Annotated in this window: 19 protein-coding genes; 14 read left to right on the top strand and 5 right to left on the bottom strand. The window is 63.5% G+C overall.

Going from position 1 to position 23,774, the window contains the following annotated elements; translation table 11 throughout:
* Positions 1-81 precede the first annotated feature (81 nt).
* Both art_RS00470 and art_RS00475 read right to left on the bottom strand, forming a co-directional pair.
* Positions 82-663: a hypothetical protein gene (locus art_RS00470; RefSeq protein WP_052135839.1), complete on the bottom strand. Its 582-nt coding sequence runs from the start codon at positions 661-663 to the stop codon at positions 82-84.
* Positions 653-1,414, bottom strand: coding sequence for a carboxylesterase (locus art_RS00475; RefSeq protein ID WP_038461789.1), 762 nt, complete (start codon positions 1,412-1,414; stop codon positions 653-655). The genes art_RS00470 and art_RS00475 overlap by 11 nt, the downstream gene beginning before the upstream one ends.
* Positions 1,415-1,540: 126 nt before the next feature.
* On the opposite strand from art_RS00475, the gene art_RS00480 reads away from it, so the two are divergent.
* Together art_RS00480 and art_RS00485 are read left to right on the top strand one after the other, a co-directional pair.
* Complete coding sequence (locus art_RS00480; RefSeq protein ID WP_038461792.1) at positions 1,541-2,344, top strand: 1-acyl-sn-glycerol-3-phosphate acyltransferase; 804 nt, start codon at positions 1,541-1,543, stop codon at positions 2,342-2,344.
* A 67-nt stretch (positions 2,345-2,411) separates the two neighbouring features.
* On the top strand, positions 2,412-3,809 hold the full coding sequence (locus tag art_RS00485) for a class II 3-deoxy-7-phosphoheptulonate synthase (protein WP_038461795.1): 1,398 nt from the start codon (positions 2,412-2,414) through the stop codon (positions 3,807-3,809).
* Positions 3,810-4,149: 340 nt separating this feature from the next.
* On the opposite strand, the gene pknB is transcribed toward art_RS00485, so the two are convergent.
* Both pknB and art_RS00495 read right to left on the bottom strand, forming a co-directional pair.
* On the bottom strand, positions 4,150-6,234 hold the full coding sequence (gene pknB, locus art_RS00490; RefSeq protein WP_038461798.1) for a Stk1 family PASTA domain-containing Ser/Thr kinase: 2,085 nt from the start codon (positions 6,232-6,234) through the stop codon (positions 4,150-4,152).
* Positions 6,235-6,350: 116 nt separating this feature from the next.
* Positions 6,351-7,778, bottom strand: a complete 1,428-nt coding sequence (locus art_RS00495; protein ID WP_038461801.1) for a LysM peptidoglycan-binding domain-containing protein — start codon at positions 7,776-7,778, stop codon at positions 6,351-6,353.
* Positions 7,779-7,940: 162 nt separating this feature from the next.
* Here art_RS00495 and art_RS00500 point away from each other — a divergent pair, with 162 nt between their 5' ends.
* Positions 7,941-8,294, top strand: a complete 354-nt coding sequence (locus art_RS00500; RefSeq protein WP_038461804.1) for an Rv2175c family DNA-binding protein — start codon at positions 7,941-7,943, stop codon at positions 8,292-8,294.
* Between the two features lie 5 nt (positions 8,295-8,299).
* Here art_RS00500 and art_RS00505 read toward each other — a convergent pair whose 3' ends face one another.
* Complete coding sequence (locus art_RS00505) at positions 8,300-9,403, bottom strand: polyprenyl synthetase family protein (protein ID WP_052135840.1); 1,104 nt, start codon at positions 9,401-9,403, stop codon at positions 8,300-8,302.
* Between the two features lie 152 nt (positions 9,404-9,555).
* On the opposite strand from art_RS00505, the gene dinB reads away from it, so the two are divergent.
* The 11 genes from dinB to ftsW all read left to right on the top strand — a co-directional run bounded on the left by dinB (position 9,556) and on the right by ftsW (position 23,767).
* The gene (gene dinB / locus art_RS00510; RefSeq protein WP_052135841.1) at positions 9,556-10,773 is read left to right on the top strand and encodes a DNA polymerase IV; all 1,218 of its coding nucleotides are present in this window, start codon (positions 9,556-9,558) and stop codon (positions 10,771-10,773) included.
* 242 nt (positions 10,774-11,015) lie between these two features.
* Positions 11,016-11,393, top strand: coding sequence for a DUF3040 domain-containing protein (locus tag art_RS00515; protein ID WP_038461806.1), 378 nt, complete (start codon positions 11,016-11,018; stop codon positions 11,391-11,393).
* A gap of 805 nt (positions 11,394-12,198) precedes the next feature.
* The gene (mraZ, locus tag art_RS00520) at positions 12,199-12,630 is read left to right on the top strand and encodes a division/cell wall cluster transcriptional repressor MraZ (RefSeq protein ID WP_038461811.1); all 432 of its coding nucleotides are present in this window, start codon (positions 12,199-12,201) and stop codon (positions 12,628-12,630) included.
* Between the two features lie 355 nt (positions 12,631-12,985).
* Entirely contained in the window at positions 12,986-13,984 is a 999-nt protein-coding gene (gene rsmH / locus art_RS00525) for a 16S rRNA (cytosine(1402)-N(4))-methyltransferase RsmH (protein ID WP_038461814.1), read from the top strand.
* Positions 13,981-14,676 (top strand): hypothetical protein, encoded by a 696-nt coding sequence (locus art_RS00530; protein WP_038461817.1) that lies wholly within the window; start codon positions 13,981-13,983, stop codon positions 14,674-14,676. The genes rsmH and art_RS00530 overlap by 4 nt, the downstream gene beginning before the upstream one ends.
* Positions 14,677-14,745: 69 nt before the next feature.
* The gene (locus art_RS00535; RefSeq protein ID WP_367643750.1) at positions 14,746-16,566 is read left to right on the top strand and encodes a peptidoglycan D,D-transpeptidase FtsI family protein; all 1,821 of its coding nucleotides are present in this window, start codon (positions 14,746-14,748) and stop codon (positions 16,564-16,566) included.
* 126 nt (positions 16,567-16,692) lie between these two features.
* Complete coding sequence (locus tag art_RS00540; protein WP_253901559.1) at positions 16,693-18,333, top strand: Mur ligase family protein; 1,641 nt, start codon at positions 16,693-16,695, stop codon at positions 18,331-18,333.
* Positions 18,326-19,831 carry a UDP-N-acetylmuramoyl-tripeptide--D-alanyl-D-alanine ligase gene (murF, locus tag art_RS00545; RefSeq protein WP_038461820.1) on the top strand — a complete coding sequence of 502 codons (1,506 nt, stop codon included), beginning with the start codon at positions 18,326-18,328 and terminating at the stop codon, positions 19,829-19,831. The genes art_RS00540 and murF overlap by 8 nt, the downstream gene beginning before the upstream one ends.
* Positions 19,828-20,940, top strand: coding sequence for a phospho-N-acetylmuramoyl-pentapeptide-transferase (mraY, locus tag art_RS00550; protein ID WP_038461822.1), 1,113 nt, complete (start codon positions 19,828-19,830; stop codon positions 20,938-20,940). The genes murF and mraY overlap by 4 nt, the downstream gene beginning before the upstream one ends.
* Complete coding sequence (murD, locus tag art_RS00555; protein ID WP_038461825.1) at positions 20,922-22,475, top strand: UDP-N-acetylmuramoyl-L-alanine--D-glutamate ligase; 1,554 nt, start codon at positions 20,922-20,924, stop codon at positions 22,473-22,475. The genes mraY and murD overlap by 19 nt, the downstream gene beginning before the upstream one ends.
* Positions 22,475-23,767 carry a putative lipid II flippase FtsW gene (ftsW, locus tag art_RS00560; RefSeq protein WP_052135842.1) on the top strand — a complete coding sequence of 431 codons (1,293 nt, stop codon included), beginning with the start codon at positions 22,475-22,477 and terminating at the stop codon, positions 23,765-23,767. Before murD ends, ftsW begins: the two co-directional genes overlap by 1 nt.
* Positions 23,768-23,774 lie beyond the last annotated feature (7 nt).

Here is a 23,774-nt window from a genome sequence, read left to right on the forward strand (position 1 = left end):
CGCTTGACGGCTGGCCAGGGCCGCCCGGCCGCGCAAGCCTAGCTGCCCAGAAGAAGGACTAGGACACGGAACAGCGACGGCCTAGACGACGGCGCCGTCGCCACTGTCGTGGTCGCGGTGGTTGGGCAGCCGGTACAGCAGGTAGCCGGTGCCGGCAATGAAGGCGACAATGACGGCTATGACCAGCAGCAGGGGGGCCTGGCGCCAAAAAATGGCTGAAAAGACCAGGAATAGCGGCCCGCCTGCGGCTCCGATCCAGGACGCCATGATGGCTGGATCGGACTGGCTCAGGCTGGGAAGTTCCTCCGGAACAAACTCGCCTTCGTCGTCCTCCACCGCATAATCGCGGGGGCCAAAGTCGGAATCCCCCCGCTGCCCGGGCGCCGCAGGTTCGTGAGGTGCCGGCCCGGACAACTGCTGCCAGACACCGAGCGGATCAAAATCAGTGACGCTCTTCGGGTCATTGTTTTTCGTATCGGTGCCAGTTGGCACGCCACTCCCGGCGTCGGCGTGGGGGTCAGTGTCCGTGTCGGCGTCGGGCAGAGACTGCGGGCTGTCCAGGAATGCGTCGTCGGGTTCTTCCAGGCGCGCCACCAGGTCACGCCACACCTCGTCGTCGTTTCCGCCGGTGTGCGGCACGCCCGCTCCGGGGTCAGATTGCATGAAGGTTCCTTCGAAAGAAGTCCGCAGACTCGGAAAAGATCAGCGGCGCGTCGTTGTCCACGGTGGCTACATGGTAACTGTTTTCCAGGGAGATCACCTGAACGTCGGTGCTGCCAATGCGCTGCTGCAGAATCTCAAGGCTTGAATCGGGAACCACATGGTCCACGGTCGACCGGAACACGACGGTGGGTGCTGTGATGCGGGGCAGCAGGGAAATGGTGTCGGTGAACAGTTGGGACAGTTCGTGGACCGCAGCAACAGGGGTGCGGGTGTAGGCGCCTTCGCTGATCCCGGGCACCTTGATGTCATCGCCAATGGCCGGCACGCTCTTGATCACATGCTTGAGCAGCCCCGAGTACTTGGCCCGCGGGTCATCAAAGGTCAGGCCCGGGTTGACCACGGCAATGCCGGCTACGGGGTGCAGTGCTGCCACGCGCAGGGCCAGGGCGCCGCCCATGGACATGCCGGCGACAAAAACGGTGTCGCAGCGGGCGGCCAATTCCAGGTACGCGGCTTCGAAATCCCTGTACCAATGCTCCCAGGGTGTCTTGGATAATTCCTGCCAGGAGGTGCCGTGGCCCGCCAGCAGCGGCATGTTCACGGCAAAGCCGGCGTCGGCCAGGTGTTCGCTCCAGGCTCGCATGCTGACGGGGGAGCCGGTGAAGCCATGGCACACGGCCACACCCACCCGGGCCAGGTCTCCGCGTCCCTGAGAACGGAACGATGCCGGGGAAGCAAAAGATTGCGCCATGCTGGTGAGCCCTTCCTGCCGCTGTAATGTTTAGCTTTCACTAGACTACTGTTGTTAAGCCCACAGCGGGGCACAGCACTGAACCGGGATAGTTGGCCACCCGGCGCCACGAGGAGAAGCACCACCATGATCTATTGGGTATTGAAGAAGATTTTTCTTGGCCCTGTCCTTAAGGTGCTATTCCGGCCCTGGACGAAGGGCCTGGACAACCTGCCTGTGGATGGCCCCGCCGTGCTGGCCAGCAACCACCTGTCATTTTCCGATTCCATCTTCATGCCCTTGATGGTCCCGCGGCCCGTGGTGTTTTTGGCCAAGAGCGACTACTTCACCGGCCGCGGCATCAAGGGCCGGCTGACGGCCGCCTTCTTCAAGCTCACGAACCAGCTGCCCATGGACCGCTCCGGCGGCGCCGCCTCGGCAGGCTCCCTGGACACGGGCGTTGACGTGCTTAAAGGTGGCGGCCTGTTGGGCATTTATCCGGAGGGCACCCGCAGCCCCGACGGCAGGCTTTACCGCGGCAAGGTTGGCGTGGCCAAACTTGTCCTGAGCGCCAACGTTCCCGTCATCCCGGTCGCCATGATCGGCACCGACAAGGTCCAGCCCATCGGCCGGCGCATCCCCACCATCCGCCGCCTCGGTGTCATCTTTGGTGAACCCATGGACTTCAGCCGCTACCAGGGCATGGCCGATGACAGGTTCGTCCAGCGCTCCGTGACGGACGAGATCATGTACGAGCTCATGCGCCTTTCCGGCCAGGAATATGTGGACTCCTACGCCACCACTGTCAAGGACAAGATGGCCGCCGACAAGACTGGCAAAAACACGGCTGACGCCGTGCGGATCGACCCACAAGCGGTCATTGCCCCCGGCGCGGTGACCGTCATTGGTGCAAAAAAGGACGAGCCGAAGCCGGAAGGCGACGCTGACTAGGAGAGCGTCGTTGTCTCATGCAATGGACTGGTTAGTGGGGCGCCCCTTTCAGGGATAGGCTTAAGGGGTGACTGATCTAACTTTCAACGCTGCTCCCGCACCCGCTGCCGCAATCTCCGTCCCCGGTGCCGCCGTCTACCCAGGCCTTGACGACTGGCGCGAACTGACCATTGCGCAGCAGCCCACCTGGTCCGAGCACCCGTCCTTTGCCTCCACGGTCAAGGAGCTTTCCTCCGTCCCCCCGCTGGTGTTTGCCGGCGAGGTCGATGTGCTGCGTTCCCGCCTGGCCCAGGCCGCACAGGGTGAGGCCTTCCTGCTGCAGGGCGGTGACTGTGCCGAAACCTTCGAGGCCGCCACAGCCGACAAGATCAGCGCCCGCGTCAAGACCATCCTGCAGATGGCTGTCGTGCTGACCTATGGCGCCCAGTTGCCCGTCATCAAGATGGGGCGCATGGCCGGCCAGTTCGCCAAACCGCGTTCCTCCAATGATGAAACGCGCGACGGCGTGACCCTCCCGGCATACCGTGGAGACATCGTCAACGGGTTCGACTTCACCCCCGAATCCCGCCAGCACAACCCCGAGCGCATGCTCAAGGCGTACCACACCTCTGCTTCCACGCTGAACCTGATCCGCGCGTTCACGCAGGGCGGTTTCGCCGACCTGCGCAGCGTGCATGAATGGAACCGAGGCTTCACCTCCAACCCGGCGCACAGCCGCTACGAGCGCCTGGCCAAGGACATCGACAGTGCCATTAAGTTCATGGCGTCCTGCGGCGCAGACTTCGATGCGCTGAAGACCGTTGAGTTCTTTGCCAGCCACGAGGCCCTGCTGCTGGACTACGAGCGTGCACTGACCCGCATCGACTCACGCACCGGCCTGCCATACGACACCTCGGCACACTTCCTGTGGATCGGTGAACGCACCCGCGACCTCGACCAGGCCCACGTTGAGTTCCTCTCACGTGTCCGCAACCCCATCGGTGTGAAGCTTGGCCCCACCACGTCCCCCGACGACGCGCTGCGGCTGATCGAGAAGCTTGACCCGAACCGCGAGCCCGGCCGGCTGACGTTCATCACCCGGATGGGTGCGAAGAACATTCGTGAAAAGCTGCCGAACCTCGTCGAGAAGGTCACCGCCTCAGGTGCCCAGGTCCTCTGGGTCACCGACCCCATGCACGGGAACACCGTCACCTCACCCAACGGCTACAAGACCCGCAACTTTGACGATGTCATCGACGAGGTCCGCGGCTTCTTTGAGGTCCACCAGGGGCAAGGCACGTTCCCGGGCGGCCTGCACGTGGAGATGACAGGCGACGACGTCGCAGAGTGCCTCGGCGGCGCCGACCCCATCGACCAGGAAGCATTCCTGACCGGCTACGAGTCCGTGTGCGACCCCCGCCTGAACCACAAGCAGTCCCTGGAAATGGCGTTCCTCGTCTCCGAGGAACTGCGCAAGTCGGTCTAGTCCCCACGCCCTCCCACAATGCACGACGGCGGCCCTCACCTTTCTATGTGGGGGCCGCCGTCGTTGCGTTGCATGTTCGGGGGCAGATAAGATGATTCGCCCCTGTGGGGCGTCATCTGTTCATATTGTCTGCCCCCACGGCGATTGCTGCCGTGGTTATTTAACAGACACTCGGGAGATGTGGGCAGCGCACTGGCGGGTCAGGGTATTCCAACAGCCGCCCGCAAGACGTGCGGTAGGGATTCGCAAAACACCCCTGATCTCGGGATCTGCAGGAGCGTCTGTGAAAACAACCCCTTATCTGCAGGAGGGTTTGGTCTTGGCCTGCCAGCGCGTGTGGCTAGATGACCTGCAGGACGATCGTGGAACCTTCGGGGGCCTGTCCGCCATTGGGCGTCTGGAAGCGGACGGTGCCGAAGAAGCCACCCAACAGGTTCTTCACCTCGACATCAAAGCCCAGCGCCTTCAATTCTGAGGTGGCGGCGCCGACCTGCTTGCCCACCATGCTTGGCACATCGATCATCTTCGGGCCCATGGACAGGGTCAGGGTGACGGTGTCCCCGGCCTTCAAGTCACCCGATTCGGGGCTCTGCGCCAGCACAGCACCGGCCGGCACGCTCACACTGTTCTGCTGCTCCGGGGCAACAGCGGCGACCAGGCCAACTGCCTGCAGTGCGGCAACGGCGTCGGCCTCGGCCAGGCCTGTCACAGCGGGGACGGGCACCGGCTTGGGCCCCTTCGACACCACCAGGTTGACCGTGGTTCCGGCACGGAACTCCTTGCCCGCCGCCGGATCCTGGCTAAGCACGACGCCGGCCAGCACCTTTTCGTCGTAATGCTCGCTCACGTCTCCCACAGCCAGGCTGCCGTCCGTGAGGGCGGTCGTTGCGGCGGCAAGGGCTGTGCCCACCAGTTGCGGCACAGGATAAAGCACCGGTCCGCGGGAGACCAGCAAGGTAATTGAGTTGAATTTGCGCACCGATTCCCCAGCCGTGGGGTCGGTGGCGACGATGAAACCTTCCGCTACCTTTTCGTCAAAGATCTCGGACGTGGGGAGTTGTTCAAAACCGGCCGTTCGGAGCAACTCAGTTGCCTGCGGGATGGTTTTGTTGTGCACGTCAGGGACGACAGCCAGGGCGCCAGGGCCAAAGCCCAGGAACCAGCCGGCCGTTGCGGCGAGCACGACAAGGAACACCACGAGCGCCGTCCACAGCAGCGCGCGGCGGCGGGGATGGGCAGGTCCCAACGTCGTCCGCGGGGTGGACGCCACCCTGACCTGTTCCCTTTTGTCGGCCTTGGCCAGACTGGCAGCCTGGCGCTTGGACAGCCTAAACGCCGGCTGCTCGTCTGCCGAGGCGGGGACCAGGGTGCCGGCGATGGGCGCGGTGGCGCCGGGTCCGCCGTCGTCCCTGTCCTGCACCATCCCATCGGGATACAGACTGGCGGGCAGGGGGAGCACCGAAGTGGGAAAAGTGGGGGCGGAGATGACACTCGTGGCGTCCTGGACGGAGATGACTTCCGTGAAGTGGCCGGGATTTGCGGCCTGTGGGGGAGCGGCGGCGGGGGCGCCAAAATCCAGTTCGGCGGGGCTCAGGGTTTGGCGGATGTGGCGCAAATCCTCCAGCAGCGCGGCGCCGTCGGCAGGGCGATGGTCCGGATCCTTCTCGGTCATGTAGCGGACCAGCTCATCCATGACGGCGGGCAGGCCCGGAACCAGCAGGGACGGGGCCGGGACCTCCTCATGGACCTGGGCCGTGGCGACGGCGATCTGGTTGCCGTGGAAGGGCTTGCGGCCCGTCAGCAGCTCATAGAGCATGATGCCGGCCGAATAAATGTCACTGCGCGCATCACTGCCCTGGCGCAGGGCCAATTCGGGGGCAAGGTAGTGGACGGTGCCCAGCAACTCGCCGGTATGGTTGGCGGCGTTGACGGCGTGCGACAAGCCAAAATCACCGATCTTGACCCAGCCCTGACGGGAGATTAGCACGTTCTCGGGCTTGACGTCCCGGTGCACAATCCCCGCGTTGTGGGCGGCGGCCAGCCCCTCGACAACGGGATCCAGCAGGTCAAGGGCGTGACGGGGGCTCAACGGACCCTGCTGATCAATGACCGTGCGCAGGGTGTGGCCGTCAATGAATTCATAGACCAGGTACGCATGCTCGGGGCTGACCGCATGGTCGTGGATCTGCACCACGTGGGGGTGCGACAGGCTGGCGGCACTGGCTGCCTCGCTGCTGAGCGCCGCAATGAACGCCTTGTCATTGGCCAGGCTCGCGGGCAGGATCTTCAACGCGATGTTCCGCCCAAGCCGCAGGTCCTTGGCGCGGTAGACCGTGGACATGCCACCATCCGCCACCTTGGACAACACCAGGTAGCGGCCATCGACAGTGGACCCGATCAGCGGGTCAGCGGAGACTTCTTGCACTCTTCCAGCTTAGGAGTTGAATTGAGCAGGGGCCGCCAGCAACACCGTGCCGGGGCCTCTTTTCGTTGAGAGCGTACTTTGGTGCGGGTTGACCGCGCCGGAATGCCCGGTCGGGTTTAGCGGAACAGTTCGCGGTTGGCCTTGATGCCGGCAACGTAGTTGGCGGTGTCGGGGAACATGCCGTACAGGCTGACCGAATACTGGCCCTGGTAGTAGCCCGCAATGGCGGTATCCTCGCCGACTCCGCCCTGGTGCAGCGCCCGGATGATGGCTACACCGGCCGTGACGTTGTCCTCGGGATCCAGCAGGTTCAGGTCCCGGCCCACGAGCCCGGAGGCCCAGTCTCCGGCGTCGGGGATGACCTGCATGGTGCCGATGGCATTTGCCGGGGACACCGACTGGTGGTTGAAGCCGGATTCCTGCTGGGCAAACGCCAGGGCAAGTGCCGGGTCAACACCCATGCTGGCCGCTGTGCGGGCCACCATCTCCTTCATCTGCTCCCGGTCGGGAGAGGGAGCCGCCAGCAAGGCCGCCTTGTTCTTGTTGGCGTCACTGACCACCGCCTGCGGGTAGGTATAGTGCAGGAAAGTGCTGGGCACCTGCTGCTCCGCTGTCAGTTCCACCGGGTCTGCCGGGGGTGCTGTTTCGGGCACGGCCGTGATCGGCGTGATGGTGCTGGCGGCGGCGTTCACACCGGGGATGGACAGCGTCTTGCCCGGGTAGATGGGTGCCTTCACATCAAGACTGTTGGCGGCCACCAGCGCGCCCAGGCTGACATTGTTCTCAGCGGCGATGGAAGACAGGGTGTCGCCGGCCTTGATGACATGGGAGTTCGCGGAGGGGGCCGGACTCTGTTGTGAGTCGGCTGCGGGCTGTTCGGTGGGTGCCGGTGGAACACTCCCGCCGACCTTGATGACCTGACCCGGATGGATCACGGAATCTGCGGTGAGACCGTTTAGGGAGAACAAGCTCGACAGGCCGACGCCCTGCTCTGCAGCAATGCCGCTGAGCGTGTCCCCGGCCTTGACGATGTAGTCCGACGACGACGTGGCCGCGGCTTCCGCTGCCGGCTCGGCGGCGGTCTCTGACCCGGAAATGGTCAGGAGCTGGCCGGGGTGGATCAGGCCGGCCGCTGAAATCTTGTTGCGATCAAGCACCGATTGCATTGAAACGCCGTAGTTGGCCGCGATGTCGGAGACGGTGTCTCCTGCAACCACGGTGTGTACGGTTGCGGATTGTGCCCTCAGCATGGACTTCACAGAGGCTTGCTGGCCGGGGCTCATGGCGGTGACGGCGCGGGGCACTGAACTGGCAACGGCTGCTGCCGAAATATTGTTGCCGAGGGTGCGGGCTTGCACGGCGGCGAGGACCTTTTGGCCGTCAAGGGCGCCGTGGAGGCCCGCCGGTTTCATTTCAGCCTTGGCCGGGGCGGCTGCCGCCGGGCTGGCCAGTGCCAGCGAAGAAAGCATAACCACAGGAATTGCTGCGGTGGCAACGGCTACTAATTGTTTGCCGGTGGCTGATGGAGGGCGTGGGGGAGTCATGGGTGGATACCTCAATTTTCCGTAACAGATGATGCCATTGGGGATGATGTTACTAGTGTGACTATGTGTGAATTTACACTAAATGCCGAAGAAGTGGGCGGTTCCTGTGGATTTAGGCACAATATTTATACGCCCGGACCCAATATGTGGGAACCTTTGAGGGTGAGCAAAGTTGAAAACATAGTTAATGAATGGTTGCCCCTGCCCGACGTGGCCGAAAAGCTTGACGTCTCCGTCACCAAGGTCCACGCACTTGTCAAGGATGGTTCCTTGCTGGCTGCACGCGTGGGGGAGCGCAACATCAAGGCTGTCCCGGCGGACTTCATTGTGGAGGACCACATCCTGGAAAGCCTGCGTGGGACCATCTCAGTCCTGCAAGACGCAGGTTTTGAAGATGAAGAGGCCATTGAGTGGCTCTTCACAGCGGATGAGTCACTGCCCGGACGCCCCATCGACGCGCTCCGCGAGGGACGCAAGACCGAAATCCGCCGCCGCGCCTCAGCCCTGGGCTGGTAAGGCGCCTAAGAAGTCCTTGAAACTGCTCCCTGGCCCAGTGCCGACAACGCCCCGGCAACGGACGGCTCGATCGGCAGCTGGGCCAGGGCTGCAAAGGCAGTGTCGCTGAGCTCGGTGATCATGTCTTCCGTGCGCGCCAACGCCCCGGAGTCAACCATGATGGCGCACAGGCGGCTGATCTCTTCATCGCTGAGGTCCTGCCGGCCAAGGTTGCTGTCAACAAAGCTGCGGTCGGCTTCCCCTGCCCCGTCAATCGTGAGCCCCACCAGCACCGTGCGTTTGCCTTCGCGCAGGTCATCGCCTGCCGGCTTGCCCGTCTGGGCCGGGTCGCCAAACACGCCCAGGACGTCGTCGCGCAATTGGAAGGCCTCGCCCAGCGGCAGTGCGAAGGCGCTGTAACCTGCGAGGAGTTCCCTGGATGCCCCGGCCAGGGCGCCGCCCAAAACCAGGGGATGTTCGGATGAATACTTCGCGCTCTTGAAACGGATGATGGACGACGCGCGGGCCACAGCGGTCTCATGCGGTTTGGACGGCCCGGCCACCTCTTCCAAAATATCCAGGTACTGCCCGGCCATGACCTCGGTGCGCATGAGGTTAAAGACGGCACGGGCACGGCTGTCGGCACCCGCCCCAATGCTGGCAAACATTTCCTCACTCAATGACAGGCAAAGATCCCCTGTCAAAATGGCTGCCGCATGCCCAAAACGTTCGTCGTCCAGGGCCCAGCCGCTGTCACTGTGGAGTGTGCTGAACTGACGGTGCACACTGGGACCGCCGCGGCGGGTGTCGGAGCGGTCAATGATGTCGTCGTGAATCAACGCTGCGGCCTGAAACAGCTCCAACGCAGCACCGGCCTGAACGATGGCCAGGGCATCCGGGGCGCCCCCGGCACCGCGCCAACCCCAGTAACACAGCAACGCCCGCATCCGCTTCCCACCGGTAACAAGGGTCTTGATCGAGTCCACAAGAACCAGCGTGGCCGGGGAAATCGTGGCCATCAGTTCACGTTTCTGTGACAGGAAGTCATGCAACGTCTCGGCTACGGCGGCAATGAAGGCATCATGGGCGGCAGCAATGGTGGCGCCAGAGGGGACAGGCGTTGCGTTCATGCTTTCAGGGGTCCTTGCTGTGGGGTCAATGGTGCGGACGCGATGGCATCAGCACTAAGTTTAGCCATGTTGGGCAGCCACCCCGGGGCACCTGTTATGCGGCTCACGAAAGTATGTTCGTGAAGCGCCCGCCAGCTCACTAGAATTGAAGCATGAACCCCATCCAGCCTCCGCCACACGGCACAACGCCCGTGCAGGACGGCTGCACCATCATGCATGTAGACATGGATGCGTTCTTTGTCACCGTCGAATTGCGCACGCGCCCGGAACTTATCGGAAAGATGGTGATCGTTGGCCAGCCCGAGGGCCGCTCGGTGGTGCTCTCCGCATCCTACGAGGCGCGGGCCGTTGGCGTACGGTCGGCGATGCCCATGGTGACGGCCATGCGGATGGCGCCCTCCGCCGTCGTCATTGCCCCGACACACGGGCTGTACCAGCAGGTCTCGGCCCAGATCATGGCCGTTTTTCATTCGATCACCGACACGGTTGAGCAGCTCAGCGTGGATGAGGCTTTTCTGGACATCAGCGGATCGCTGCGCAGGCTCGGCACGCCGCTGGAAATTGGGGCGCTGATCCGTACGCGCATTGCCGCGGAAATTGGCATCACGGCGTCGGTGGGCATTGCCGCCAGCAAGTTTGTTGCCAAGGTCGCCTCGACCAGGTGCAAGCCCAACGGCATGCTGCTGATCGAGAAGCAACAGACGGTGGCGTATCTGCACACGCTGCCGGTTGAGGCGTTGTGGGGTGTGGGTGCCAAAACGCGGGAGGTGCTTGCCCGGCTGGGCATCTTCACCGTGGCGGATGTTGCGGCAACGCCGGTCAGTTCCCTGCAAAAGGCGCTGGGTAGCACCGGGGCGGCGCTGCATGCGCTGTCCTGGGGGATCGACCCGCGGCCCGTGACGTCCTGGCACCAGGAAAAGAGCATCGGTGCCGAGGAGACTTTTGCGCAGGACACGTTCGACGACGAACTGCTCACCCGGGAACTGCTGAGACTTGCACACAAGGTGGCCGGCCGGCTCCGTGAGGCAGGACTCAGCGGGCGGACCCTGGCCTTGAAGATTAAGTACAGTGACTTTTCCACCATCACCCGGTCCAAGGCGCTCGGTGCCGGAACCGACAGTGCCGGGCAGATCTATGCGGGCGCCGTGGCCCTGCTGCAGGCCTTGGGGCGGCGGCCGCAAAGTGTTCGCCTGATAGGGGTCCGGGTGGAACGGCTGGATTCCGTGGACAGCGCCCCGCTGCAATTCAGCCTCGATCCGCGCGAAGACAATTCCCGCACCGCCGAGGTGGTGGGTGATGCCATCGCGGCCCGTTTTGGCAGCGCAAAAATTGTCCCGGCCCGCCTGTTGAAGCCGCCGGAGCTGCGCTAAAAATGTGCCCTTCCTGGCAGTATGTCGGGGGTTCGCGACACGGCTTTTAGTTCAGTGGAATCAAGCCTATTGTTAGTAGTAGGAGTTGACTCATTGATGACTTCCAAGTTTGTTGGTTTTCACGGTGTTTGCAGCATTCGGCGAGGGTGCCGGAGATGCTGCGGGCGCCGTGGGAACTAAATGAAGTGCAAGAAACGTTAACGAGTTAAGACGCCGATGGCCCTGACCTGAAGGAGGTCGTCATGCCCCTCTCTGAGCACGAGCAGAGGCTGCTGGATCAACTGGAGCAGCAGCTGCACGAAGAAGATCCCAAATTTGCCCACGCCCTGTCAGCAGCACCGTCGCGAGCAATGTCGACACGCAACATCGTCATTGGTGTGCTCATCGGCATCGCCGGACTGTTGGTCCTGTTGGGCGGTGTCGCAACCCACCTGATTGTCCTAGGCATCCTGGGCTTCCTTGTCATGGGTGCCGGCGTTTACGTGGCCATATCCCGGCCACGGTTTGCTGCCGAAGCAGAATCTGTGAACAAGACGGGCCACGGAGCCGGCGCCAAGCAAAAGAGCGGCTTCATGAACGGCCTGGAAGAAAAGTGGGAAGAGCGCCGACGCGAACAGTAGCTGTGGACCGTGGCTGGCAGTAGTCGCGTCCCGGGTCAGCACATGGTGCCTGAACGGAGACCTGCGGCCTAAGGCGGAACTCGCTGGCCGGATGGAACGCGCTGCGGACTGAACGCACGGCCTCGAATGTCAGCCCCCCATTGGACAGTCGCACCGCGGAGCGCCACCACGAAGCCAAAGAGCCCCCAACCGGGGGCTTTTTTCGTGACATGATTCACTTTCGTGGTGCCACCGGACACTTTCAGTGCAAAAAGGACGGCGTTCGCGCAAAAAGACGGGCGTAGGACACCGTCCTTTTCCGCGAACGCCGTCCTTTTTGCACACAATCGGAGTGTGCGGAGGTGGACGTGTGTCCGGTGGCAGGAAATGACACCGATCCCGCTTTTCGATGCCGGGATCCCGGGTACCGAAAGCGGGACCAGTATCAATTTCCATCGTGGCCCGCCGGTTCCGGGCGTGGCGCACCGGCGCCGAGGATGGCCCGCCGGCTGACCCGCCAGCCGCTCCACAGGGCGCCCCCATCGCCTCCACTTTCCCCCACAGTAGGACTTCCAGACGCCCCAAACGTGCTTTCGAGGGGTGTTTGAGTCAACGCCGGCCGCACAAGCCGCGCCGCGGTGGAATTTTCCCTCCACCATGGTCCACCTGCCGAAAACCGCGGCATCGCGCCAATCTTTAATGTGAACTGCATCGAACACGCCCACAAATGAAGTTGACGGTGGAGGATTGTGGAGTAATGTGGAGCACGTAGGAGGGGAATGGGGCTGGATGAGTCTCCAGGTCTCGACAATTAAGGTGGTGGGGAATGTTTCTCGGAACACACTCTCCGCGCCTTGATGAGAAGGGCCGGATCATCCTTCCCGCAAAGTTCCGGGAGGAACTTTCCAGTGGACTTGTCCTGACCAAGGGCCAGGAAAACTGCATTTACGTCTTCAGCGCACGGGAGTTTGAAAAAGTTCTGGCCCAAATGCAGGATGCACCACTGTCCAACATGGCGGCCCGGGACTACATTCGAATCTTTCTTTCAGGAGCATCGGACGAAGTTCCTGACAAGCAGGGCCGGGTAACCATTCCGGCACCATTGCGTGCGTATGCAGGTCTCGAGAAGGAACTGGTGGTCATTGGTGCCGGCAGCCGGGCAGAGATCTGGGATGCCGCAGCCTGGGCGCAGTACCTCAGCGCCAAGGAAGGTGCGTTCTCAGCAACTGATGAACAAGGCATCCCGGGCATCAACTAGCAAGCCGTCCAACAGGTCTGGCCCTAGCAGCACTACCGGCAACACCAGCAACAAGCACGGCAGGTAAGACGTTTCGCACCTCTTTCCTGGGCACTGACGGCGATCTTGTATGAGATCTCCAGCCGCCCCGCAAGGCCAATCCTGGCTCACCTTCCCCGGTGCCAGGCGTGGTACGGCGTGGCGCGGAGGGGGATCTGGTTCAAGAAAGCACCTTGCAACGACGCAAGGGGCAGTTTGGGCCAAAGCATAAAAGAGCAACAAGCAACAGCAGCAACAAGTATTAGTCGAAGAATTGCATTGCCACGGGGGATAAGAATTTCCCTCCCGGTTTTGACCGAAGAGAAACGGAGTCGTGATGACGTCGGAAAACCCCACGCCACCTACGTCCGAACGCCACACTCCAGTTCTAAAAGATCGCTGCATCAACCTCCTTGCCCCTGCCTTTGACGTGGCACGAGCGGCCGGGCGTACCCCCATTGTCATTGATGCAACCCTCGGCATGGGCGGCCACAGTGAAGCAATGCTGCAGCGCTACCCCGACCTTCATTTGATTGGCATCGACCGGGACACCGAAGCCTTGGGCCTGGCAGGGGAGCGGTTGGCACAGTTCGCGGACCGCACGGACCTGGTTCACGCGGTGTATGACGAGATTGCTGAGGTCCTGGCCGATCTTGGCGTTCCCGCGATTGATGGAATTTTGATGGACCTGGGCGTCTCGTCCCTGCAGTTGGATGAGCGGGACAGGGGTTTTGCCTACTCCTTCGACGCGCCCCTGGACATGCGCATGGACACCAGCCGTGGACAGACGGCCGCGGATGTTGTCAATAGCTACTCCGAGGAAGAGCTCGTGCGGATCATCCGCAAATGGGGCGAAGAAAAGTTTGCCGGCCGCATTGCGAACCACATCGTTGCCGCACGGGACAAGGCGCCGCTGACCCGCACCGGTGAATTGGTGGACATCATCCGCAACGTGGTCCCGGCCGGTGCGGCACGGACCGGCGGACACCCGGCCAAACGCACCTTCCAGGCCCTGCGCATTGAAGTCAATGAAGAACTCAGCGTCCTGGAAGCTGCCATCCCTGCGGCCGTCGATGCACTGGCGCTGCACGGCCGGGCCGTGGTCATGTCCTATCACTCGCTGGAGGACAAGATCGTCAAGGCGGTCTTTGCCGCCGGCTCAACATCGTCTGCCCCGGCAGGCTTCCCGGTGGAACTGGAAGAACACAAGCCCACCTTGAAGCGGCTGACCAAGGGCACCGAAATTCCCACAGCCGAAGAAATAGCAGAAAATCCCCGCGCCGCATCAGCACGATTGCGGGCAGTGGAAAAGATCAGGGTCAGGAGTGCCATATGAGCAAGGCAGCACGACGCACCATTCCCATCAATGAGGGCACGAGTGCGCGCGCGTTGACGATGCCTCTGCTTGATCCTGATCTGGTCCCAGACACCCCGGCGCCGGAGCGCACCAAGCCCCGAACCCCGCTCTCACTTGTGGTTTCCACCCCGAAGCGGGGCCGACAGCAACTGGTGGTGATCTTCTTCATGGTGATTGTTGCTGCCCTGGCAGTGGTTCTCGTCATGAGCATCTCGGTGTCCAAGGGGCAGTACGAATTGGTGGGATTGAAGAACCACCAGACCGACCTGCTCAAGGCCAACCAATCGCTGGAGCAGGAAATTGCTGCCAAGTCGGCACCCCAGGAACTAGTTGCCAACGCCGCTGCGTTGGGCATGGTCCCTGCCGGGACCACCGGCCAGATTGATGTGCGGACCAAGACTGTCAGCGGATCGCCGCAGCCCGCCAAGGCCGACACCAAGGGTCTCGTCAACATTCCGCCGGCACTCATCGACAAACCGCCTGCGGTCACCCCGAATGCCGAAAGCAAGGCTGCCGGAGATGCTCCGGTGAGTCCCGCAGCCACTGCCGCCCAGGACGAAAAAGCGGCGCAACAGCAGGACAAGGCTCCAGTGGCCGAGGTGCCGCCCGCACCCGTGACACCAGATCTCCACGGCGGCACCATCCCGGCCCCGGCCCAAAAGGACAGTTAGTCTTTAACCCACACAACGTGCCCACAGCAGGCAACGGCAACGCGCACAGCGAAAAAGCAAGGAACAGCAGTGGCACAAAATTCCGCCCAGTCAGCACATGGTGCAACTGCCCAAGAACTGAATAAAGTTGGCCGCGGACGCATGCGCCTGGGCTTCATCGTCATGATGGTCACCTTGCTGGTCATCGCGGGGCGCCTGGTCATGGTGCAGGGCCTGGATACGGGCAACATGGCCCAGGCTGCTGAAAACCAGCGCATGGTGGTGCAGACGCTCCCGGCTGTGCGCGGAAAGATCATTGACGCCAAGGGCAACGTCCTGGCGGAAAGCATTGTCCGCTACAACATCACCGTCTCGCAGATTAACTTCAAGGCGTACCCGGAGTACAAACACGGGACCACCGATCCGAAGACCGGCAAGACGACGACCGTGACATACACCAGCGACGAGGGACTCCAGCAACTCGCCGACGTCCTGGGATTGCCTGTTGAGGATGTGAAGACGGCCGCTACGGGAGACAAGAACTTCAACTACATCACCAAGGATGTCAGCCCGCTGGTGGAGAAAACGGTTGCCGAGCTGGGCATACCCGGCATCTATTCCGAAGCAGTCACAAAGCGCGTCTATCCCACGGGTGCCGTGGGTGGCCCCATCGTGGGTTTTGTTGACTCGGACGGAAACCCGCTGGCCGGCATTGAGCAGACCATGAACGACAAGCTCACCGGAACGGACGGCACCAGGACGTACCAGGCCGGCAAGAACGGGATCATCATCCCCACGGCACCCGTGCGCACGGTTCCCGCGATTGACGGCCAAACCGTCCAACTGACCATCGACAAGGACCTCCAGTACTACGCGCAACAAGCCGCGCAGCAGCAGAAGGAAGAGTACAGCGCCCAATGGGCCAGCATTTCCGTCATTGAAGTTGCCACAGGCAGGGTCATTGCCCTGGCCGACAGCGACTCCTATGACCCCAACAACGTGGGCGCCGCAGACCCGGCCAACATCGGTTCACGCACCGTGAGCTCCGTGGTTGAACCGGGCTCCACCAGCAAGATCATGACGGCCGCCGCCCTGGTGGAAGAAGGCCTGGCAACGCCCATGAGCCAGTACGTGGTGGAGCCGTCCTACACGATCGACGGGCAGACGTTTACGGACGCCTTCGAACACGGTACCGAGAAACGCACGCTGGCTGGCATCATCGCCGATTCCATGAACACCGGAACCGTCCAGGCCGGCTCCAAGCTCACCCCGGAGCAGCGCTACAACTACATGCGCAAGTTCGGTGTCGGCGAAAAGACAGGCATCCAGCTGCCGGGCGAAAGCCCCGGCATCCTCGCCGACTGGCCCACGTGGGACGGCCGCCAGCAGTACACCGTGCTGTTTGGCCAGGGCGTGGCCCAAACCCCGCTGCAAACCACCATGGTCTTCCAGACGGTGGCCAATGACGGTGTCAGGCTCAAGCCCACCATCGTGGACTCCTTCACCAAGGCAGACGGCACAGTGGACAAGCTGCCGCAGGCCCCCGGTGTGAAGGTGCTGAGCCCCAAAACCGCCCAGGACGCCCGCGACATGCTTGAAGGCGTTGTCACCATGGCCGACTATAAGGTGGTCGGCATCCCCGGCTACCGGACCGGCGGCAAGACCGGCACCGCCGAAGCCCCCGCCGACAACGGGGTGGGTTTTGACGGCTACACCGCCTCCTTCATCGGCATGGCACCCATGGAGGATCCCCAGTATGTGGTGGGCATTACCGTCCAGCGGCCGCAGGGCGACATCTACGGCGTCACGCAGGGGTATACCTTTAATCAGGTGATGGGCCAGGTGCTGCGCAGCTTCGATGTACCGCCGTCCACCACCGAACCCGTCAAGCTGCCCAAGTTTTTCGAGTAAGCAATGCACGCCCCGCCGCGTGCCTACCGCGCACCGAACCAACCAAAGGATTTCAAGCACGTGCCTGTGAACAACCCGCCCGCCCCGCTGCGTCCCGCGCATCCCCATGGTGCCACGCTGGCGCAGCTGGCCGACCTTGTGGGCGCGCCCCATCCTGCCCTGAACGGCGGCGAGGACTCCCTCCGGGTGACGGGGGCCAGCCTGGATTCGCGCACCATTCAGCGCGGCGACCTGTACCTTGCCCTGCCCGGGGCCAAGGCACACGGCGCCCAGTTTGCGGGTCCGGCCATTGCGGCAGGTGCTGTTGCGGTGTTGACGGACGACGCCGGATCCCGGCTTTTGGGGGCTGCATACAGTGTTCCGGTGCTCACCGTGGCAGATGCCCGGGCCGTCACCGGTGCCGTTGCTGCCGCGATTTACGGTGGCGCCGGCACGGCCGCCCTCGAGCTCTTTGCCGTGACGGGCACCAACGGCAAAACCACCACCACCTACTTTTTGAACTCCCTGCTGCAGGCGCTGGGGAAAACCACCGGGCTGATCGGCACCATTGAGATTTTGGCCGGCGGCGAAGCCATCCCGAGCAAGCTGACCACCCCTGAGTCGACGGATGTGCACGGCCTGCTGGCACTCATGGCGGAAAAGGGCCTGGCCGCCGCCTCGATGGAAGTTTCATCGCACGCCCTGGCGTTTGGCCGGGTCGATGCCGTGGAGTTCAACGTTGCAGGTTTCACGAACCTCACCCAAGACCACCTGGACCTGCACGGCGGCATGGAAGGCTATTTCACCACGAAGGCCGCCCTGTTCACCCCGGCCCACACGAAAGCGGCCGTTATTACGGTCGACGATGAGTGGGGCTCGCGCATGGCGGCTGCGGCAACGGTCCCCACCACCACGCTGTCCACATCGGCCGCCACGGAAACAGCCGACGGCCCGGACACCACATCCGGCCCCGCCGCCGACTGGCAGGTGCACAACGTGCGCCGCGACGGCATCGGATCCGCCTTCACCCTGCGCGGCCCCAACAATGCCGCGCTGCATGCCCGCACCGGACTGCCGGGGGACTTCAACGTTGCCAACGCCGCCCTTGCGCTGCTCATGGTGACGACAGCGCTGCTGGCGCAGGCAGGGCAGGGGGACTCCGCCGTCGGAGGTGTTGAAGAGGGGCGCGAAAAAGCCGTGCTGGCCCGCCTGCAGGCCGTTCTCGACACCCACGACCCGTTCACGATCGAGGTGCCCGGGCGCATGCAGCTCGTGGGCACCGCCCCCGTTGCCGTGGTTGATTTTGCCCACAACCCCGACGCACTGGAACGCGCCCTCAACGCAGTGAGGCCCGTTGAGGCAGGCGCCAGGCTGATAGCGGTCTTTGGCGCCACGGGGGAGCGGGACGCCACAAAGCGGCCCATCATGGGTGCCGTGGTGGCCAGGGGTGCCGACGTGGTCATTATCACCGACGACGACCCACACGACGAGGACCCTGCCGCCATCCGCGCCGACGTCCTGGCCGGCGCCCGTGAGACCAATGAAAAGGAGTCGCTGGGGCGCGTTGTCGAAGAGTTTGGCCAGCGTGCCGACGCCATCGCACGCGCCGTCGAACTGGCCGGACCGGCCGACGTGATCCTCGTCGCCGGACGCGGCCATGAAGTTTTCCAGGAAGTCAAGGGAATCAATATTTCCCTCGACGACCGGGTTGAATTGCGCGCCGCCCTGGCCGCCCGCGGATTCCCGCTCACCAATGCAAGCACGATAGAGTCCTCAACTGATGATTGATTTTTCCGCGGCACAGATTGCCGAACTGACCAACGGCACGCTGTCTGCCGGCACCGACCCCGCCACACGCATCAATATGGCCACGATTGCCACCGATTCGCGTGAGCTGGTCCCCGGCGGCATGTACGTGGCCAAGGCCGGCGAAAATGCCGACGGCCACGACTTCCTGGCCGCCGCGTTCGGCTCCGGTGCCGTGCTGGCCCTCGCCGAGCGCGAGGTTGCCATGGACGACGCCGGAACTCCCTTCCCGGCTGTCATCGTCGCCGACGCCGTCCTCGCCATGGGGACGCTCGCCGCCGCCGTGGTGGCCCGCATCCGCGAGCACTCCGTCCTTGACGTCATTGGCATCACCGGCTCGGCCGGCAAGACCACCACGAAGGACCTCCTGGCCGGCATCCTGTCCGCCGCAGGGGAGACGGTGGCCCCGGTGGGTTCCTACAACGGTGAGGTCGGTGTGCCGTTGACGGTGTTCCGCGCCGTGGAAAGCACCCGCTACCTGATCATTGAAATGGGCGCCACGAAGATGGGGCAGATCAGCTACCTGAGCAATATTGTGCACCCCGACCTCGGCGTTGTACTGTGCGTTGGCAGCGCGCATGCCGGCGAATTCGGCTCCATCGACAACATCGCCCAAGCCAAGGGTGAACTGGTTGCGGCCCTGGCCCCCAACGGCCGCGCCCTGCTGAACTACGACGACGCCCGCGTCCGTGCCATGGCGGCACGTTCCAGTGCGCCGGTGACGTTCTTCAGCAGCGCCGACGCCGCCGAAGGCGCCGCCCCGGCGGACGCGGTTCAGGCCCGCAAGGTGCGCACCAACGAGGACGGCCAGCCCGAGTTTGAGCTGACCTTCCCCGGCGTCGACGGCGCCTTCCAGGTCAGCAGCAAACTCCTGGGCCTGCACCATGTGACCAACCTGCTGGCCGCAGCGTCTGCGGCGCACGCCCTGGGCATGGCCCCCGAGGCCATAGCGGCCTCGCTCAACAGCCAAACTGCCACGAGCCGGCACCGGATGGAGCGCACCGACCGTTCCGACGGGGTGAGCATCATCAACGACGCCTACAACGCCAACCCGGAATCCATGCGCGCAGCACTGCGCACCCTCGCCGAACTCGGCGGCAGCGGCGCACGCCGCACCTGGGCGGTGCTGGGGGAGATGCTCGAACTTGGAGACGACTCGGTCCTGGAACACGACGCGGTGGGCCGTGTGGCAGTGCGGCTGAACATTTCCCGCCTGCTCGTGGTGGGCACCGGCGCACGGGCCATGCACGTGGGGGCCGTCATGGAGGGTTCCTGGGGCAACGAGTCAATGTTCCTCCCGGACGCCGACGCCGCCGAGGAGATCCTGCGCGCCGAGCTCGCCCCCGGCGACATAGTTTTGTTCAAGTCCTCGAATGGCGCAGGCCTGCGCTTCCTGGGTGATCGGATAGCATTACCCACGGGGAATGACCCCACCAAGCCCAGCGACACCACCACCGGCGAAAGGACTGCCCAGCCATGATTGCATTGCTCATCGGCGTCGGCTTGGCCCTGGCCTTTGCCATGATCGGGACCCCCATCTTCATCCGTTTCCTTGTTAAGCAGGGATACGGACAGATCATTCGTGAAGACGGGCCCACCTCGCACCAGATCAAGCGCGGCACCCCCACCATGGGCGGCACCGTGGTTGTCGGTTCCGTAGTGGCGGCCTACTTCATCACGCACTTGATTGTGTGGCTCATCAACGACAAATCCACCGGGCCCACCGCGTCCGGACTCCTCATGATCTACCTCATGGTGGGCATGGGGCTGGTTGGTTTCCTTGATGACTTCCTGAAAATTACCAAGCAGCACAACACAGGGCTGAACCCCAAGGGCAAGCTCATCGGCCAGGCGGTGGTGGGGATCTCCTTCGCCATCATGGCCCTCGGCTTCCCGAACAGTGCCGGGCTCACCCCGGCCAGTACGTTCATCTCCTTTGCCCGCGACATCCCCTCGCTGAACCTGGCCTTTGCCGGGGCAGGCCTGGGCGTGGTGCTGTTTGTGCTCTGGTCCAACCTGATCATCACGGCCGCCACCAACGGTGTGAACCTCACCGACGGACTGGACGGGCTGGCCACGGGCGCCGCCATCCTGGTCTTCGGCGCCTACACGCTGATCGGAATGTGGCAGTTCAGCCAGGCCTGCGGCTCCCGCAAGGTGCCCTCGGACTCGGTCTGCTACGAGGTGCGCGACCCGCTGGACCTGGCCCTGCTGGCCGCGATCATGTTCGCGGCCCTGATCGGCTTCCTGTGGTGGAACACGTCCCCGGCCAAGATCTTCATGGGCGACACCGGTTCCCTCGCCATCGGCGGTGCCATCGCCGGCTTCGCCATCCTCTCCCGCACCGAACTGCTGCTGCCCATCATTGGCGGCCTGTTCGTGCTGATCTCCTGCTCCGTCATCATCCAGGTGGGCTTCTTCAAACTGTCCAAGGGCAAGCGCGTCTTCCTCATGGCACCGCTCCAGCACCACTTTGAGCTCAAGGGCTGGAAGGAAGTGACCGTTGTGGTCCGCTTCTGGATTCTGGCCGGGCTGATGGTGGCCGTGGGTCTGGGCGCTTTTTACGCTGAATGGATTGTGCGACTGTGAGCGCCGTGGACAACCGACTTGATGCGCTGACCAGCTGGGACGCAAATTGGGCCGGCCTGCGCGTTGTTGTCACCGGCTTAGGCAAGACCGGCTTCTCCGTGGCGGACACCCTGGCCGAGTTAGGTGCCCACGTTGTGGTGGTTGCCGCCGCGGACGACGCCGAGGCGCTGGCCAACGCCGACACCCTCAAGATTGTGGGGGTCAAGGAGGTCATCCTTGGACCGGAGCACTCCACCGTCCTGCCCCTGGTTGACGGACAGCGTGCGGAACTGGTGGTGACCAGCCCCGGCTTCCGGCCGAGCCACCCACTGCTGGCCGCTGCAGCGGAGGCGGGCATCCCCATCTGGGGCGATGTGGAGCTGGCCTGGCGTGTCCGGGTGAAGGAAGGCCGCAAAACGGCGGAATGGATCACCATCACCGGCACCAACGGCAAAACCACCACCACCACCATGGTCGAGTCCATGCTGCAGGCTGCCGGGCTGCGCGCCATCGCCGCCGGCAACATCGGCACGCCCATCCTCGACGCCGTCCGCGACCCTGAGGGCTGGGATGCACTCGCCGTGGAACTATCCACGTTCCAGCTGCACTGGTGCGAATCCCTGGAGCCCGTCTCCAGCGTGTGCCTGAACCTGGCGGAGGACCACGTCGACTGGCATGGCAGCTTCGACGCCTACGCCGCCGACAAGGCCAAGATCTACACCAACACCAAAGTTGCCTGCGTCTACAACGCGGAACAATTGGAAACCGAACGCATGGTTGAAAACGCCGATGTGCGCGAAGGCTGCCGCGCCGTGGGCTTCACCACCGGAATGCCGGCGATCAGCATGATCGGCGTGGTTGAGGGTCTGCTCGTTGACCGGGCCTTCATCGCAGAACGCAAGGACTCGGCGGCCGAACTGGCCAACGTCAGCGACATTGGCGAACTTGTGCCCCGGCACCTCGTGGCCAACGCGGCAGCCGCGGCAGCCCTGGTGCTTGCCTACGGGCTCAAGCCGGCGGATGTCCGTGCAGGCCTGGTCAATTACCACAACGGCGAACACCGGATCCAGCCTGTCGCCACCTCCGAGGGCGTGCTCTGGGTCAACGACTCCAAGGCCACAAACCCGCACGCGGCAGCAGCCTCACTGGCATCCTTCAACCCCGTCATCTGGATCGCAGGCGGACTGTCCAAGGGCGTCGACTACGACGCGCTCATCAAAACCCATGCGGCCCGGCTGAAGGCAGTCGTGCTCATCGGCACCGACAGTTCCGCGCTGGAAGGCTCGCTGGCCCGGCACGCACCCGGCGTGCAACTGTTGAAAACCCGCGCCGAAGGCGGACGGCACGCCGACGCCTCCGCACTGCGCGGGGACGCAGTCATGGCCGAGGCCGTCGCCATGGCGGCGTCACTGGCACGTGACGGGGACACGGTGCTGATGGCACCGGCGTCGGCCTCCATGGACCAGTTCACCTCCTACGCGCACCGTGGCGAAGCGTTCATCGACGCCGTCCGGGAGCTGTTGGAAGCACGGGCAAGCGCCTCAAGGGAGTCATAGTGGCCAGGACCCCCACACAGCCAGGTAAGGCTGCCACCAGCGCAGCACGAGCCAAGAAGAGTGTGGATCCGGCCAAAGGCGACCAGGCCGCACCGGCCGCCTCCAAGGCCGGCGCACCAACAGCAGCCAAGCCCGGTCGCCAACGCCCATTTCAGCGCTACCGCCAACGGTTCAACTCTAGGGTGGGCCGACCCACCGTCTCCTACTACTGGATCATCGGCACCACGGTGGCCCTGACCCTGATCGGGCGCATGACGGTGCTCTCGGCCTCCACGGCCGAGACGATCTCGCAGGGTAAGGATCCGTACGACCTGTTCATCAAGGAGTCGGGCTTTGCCGCGCTTGGCCTGTTGCTGATGTTTGTGCTGTCCTGCATGCCGGCGACGTTTTGGAAAAAGGCTGCCCCGTTCCTCTTCCTGTTGGCAGTGGTCCTGCTGGTGCTGATCTTCACCCCACTTGGCGTCAACGTCAACGGCAACCTGAACTGGCTGGCGTTTGGTCCGTTGCAGTTCCAGCCATCTGAGGCGGCAAAACTTGCCCTGGCCGTGTGGATGGGCGCCGTGCTTGCAGCCAAAGGCAGGCTGGTGCGCGAATTTTGGCATGTGATCGTGCCTGTTGGTGTGGGGGCGGCCATCATCCTGGGACTGATTTTGCTAGGTCACGACCTTGGCACGGCCGTCATCATTGGCATGATGGTGCTGGCCGGGCTGATGTTTGCCGGCGTGCGCTGGTGGACCTTGGCCCTTGCCGTGGCCGCCGGCGGCGCCGTTGCCATAATCTCAAACCTGACCAGTGAAAACCGGACCGGCCGCTTCGCCAGCTGGCTGGGCGACTGCAGCCAGCCCGGCGCCTGCGACCAGTACCTGAACGGCGCCTACGCGCTGGCCTCGGGGGGCTGGTTTGGTGTGGGGCTCGGCCAGAGCCGGCAGAAGTGGAACTGGATTCCCGAAGCCCACAACGACTTCATCTTCGCGATCATCGGAGAAGAGTTCGGCCTGATGGGCACCATCATCATCGTTGGCCTGTACGCGGTGCTCGCCTTCTCCATCTTCCGCGTCATCAACACGCGCAACGACACCTTCTCCAGGATTGTGTGCGGGATGATCCTGACCTGGATCATCGGCCAGGCCGCCGTCAACATTGCCGTTGTTGTCGGCCTGCTGCCGGTGATCGGCGTCCCGCTGCCCTTGATCTCCTACGGCGGTACGGCACTGATCATGGTGCTTGCCGCGGTCGGTGTCGTGCTCTCCTTTTCCCGCACTGAACCAGAAAGAACCACGAAACCCCGATGACGCCGAA

The organism is Arthrobacter sp. PAMC 25486, assembly GCF_000785535.1.
Classification (GTDB): domain Bacteria; phylum Actinomycetota; class Actinomycetes; order Actinomycetales; family Micrococcaceae; genus Specibacter.

Excerpts from the sequence above, each read along its gene's own strand:
- art_RS00495 (WP_038461801.1), bottom strand. The coding sequence starts at position 7,778 with ATGACTCCCCCACGCCCTCCATCAGCCACCGGCAAACAATTAGTAGCC.
- art_RS00505 (WP_052135840.1), bottom strand. The coding sequence starts at position 9,403 with ATGAACGCAACGCCTGTCCCCTCTGGCGCCACCATTGCTGCCGCCCAT.
- art_RS00475 (WP_038461789.1), bottom strand. The coding sequence starts at position 1,414 with ATGGCGCAATCTTTTGCTTCCCCGGCATCGTTCCGTTCTCAGGGACGC.
- art_RS00530 (WP_038461817.1), top strand. The coding sequence starts at position 13,981 with ATGAGCAAGGCAGCACGACGCACCATTCCCATCAATGAGGGCACGAGT.
- murD (WP_038461825.1), top strand. The coding sequence starts at position 20,922 with ATGGATTGTGCGACTGTGAGCGCCGTGGACAACCGACTTGATGCGCTG.
- dinB (WP_052135841.1), top strand. The coding sequence starts at position 9,556 with ATGAACCCCATCCAGCCTCCGCCACACGGCACAACGCCCGTGCAGGAC.
- art_RS00480 (WP_038461792.1), top strand. The coding sequence starts at position 1,541 with ATGATCTATTGGGTATTGAAGAAGATTTTTCTTGGCCCTGTCCTTAAG.
- mraZ (WP_038461811.1), top strand. The coding sequence starts at position 12,199 with ATGTTTCTCGGAACACACTCTCCGCGCCTTGATGAGAAGGGCCGGATC.
- art_RS00470 (WP_052135839.1), bottom strand. The coding sequence starts at position 663 with ATGCAATCTGACCCCGGAGCGGGCGTGCCGCACACCGGCGGAAACGAC.
- art_RS00515 (WP_038461806.1), top strand. The coding sequence starts at position 11,016 with ATGCCCCTCTCTGAGCACGAGCAGAGGCTGCTGGATCAACTGGAGCAG.
- mraY (WP_038461822.1), top strand. The coding sequence starts at position 19,828 with ATGATTGCATTGCTCATCGGCGTCGGCTTGGCCCTGGCCTTTGCCATG.
- rsmH (WP_038461814.1), top strand. The coding sequence starts at position 12,986 with ATGACGTCGGAAAACCCCACGCCACCTACGTCCGAACGCCACACTCCA.
- murF (WP_038461820.1), top strand. The coding sequence starts at position 18,326 with ATGATTGATTTTTCCGCGGCACAGATTGCCGAACTGACCAACGGCACG.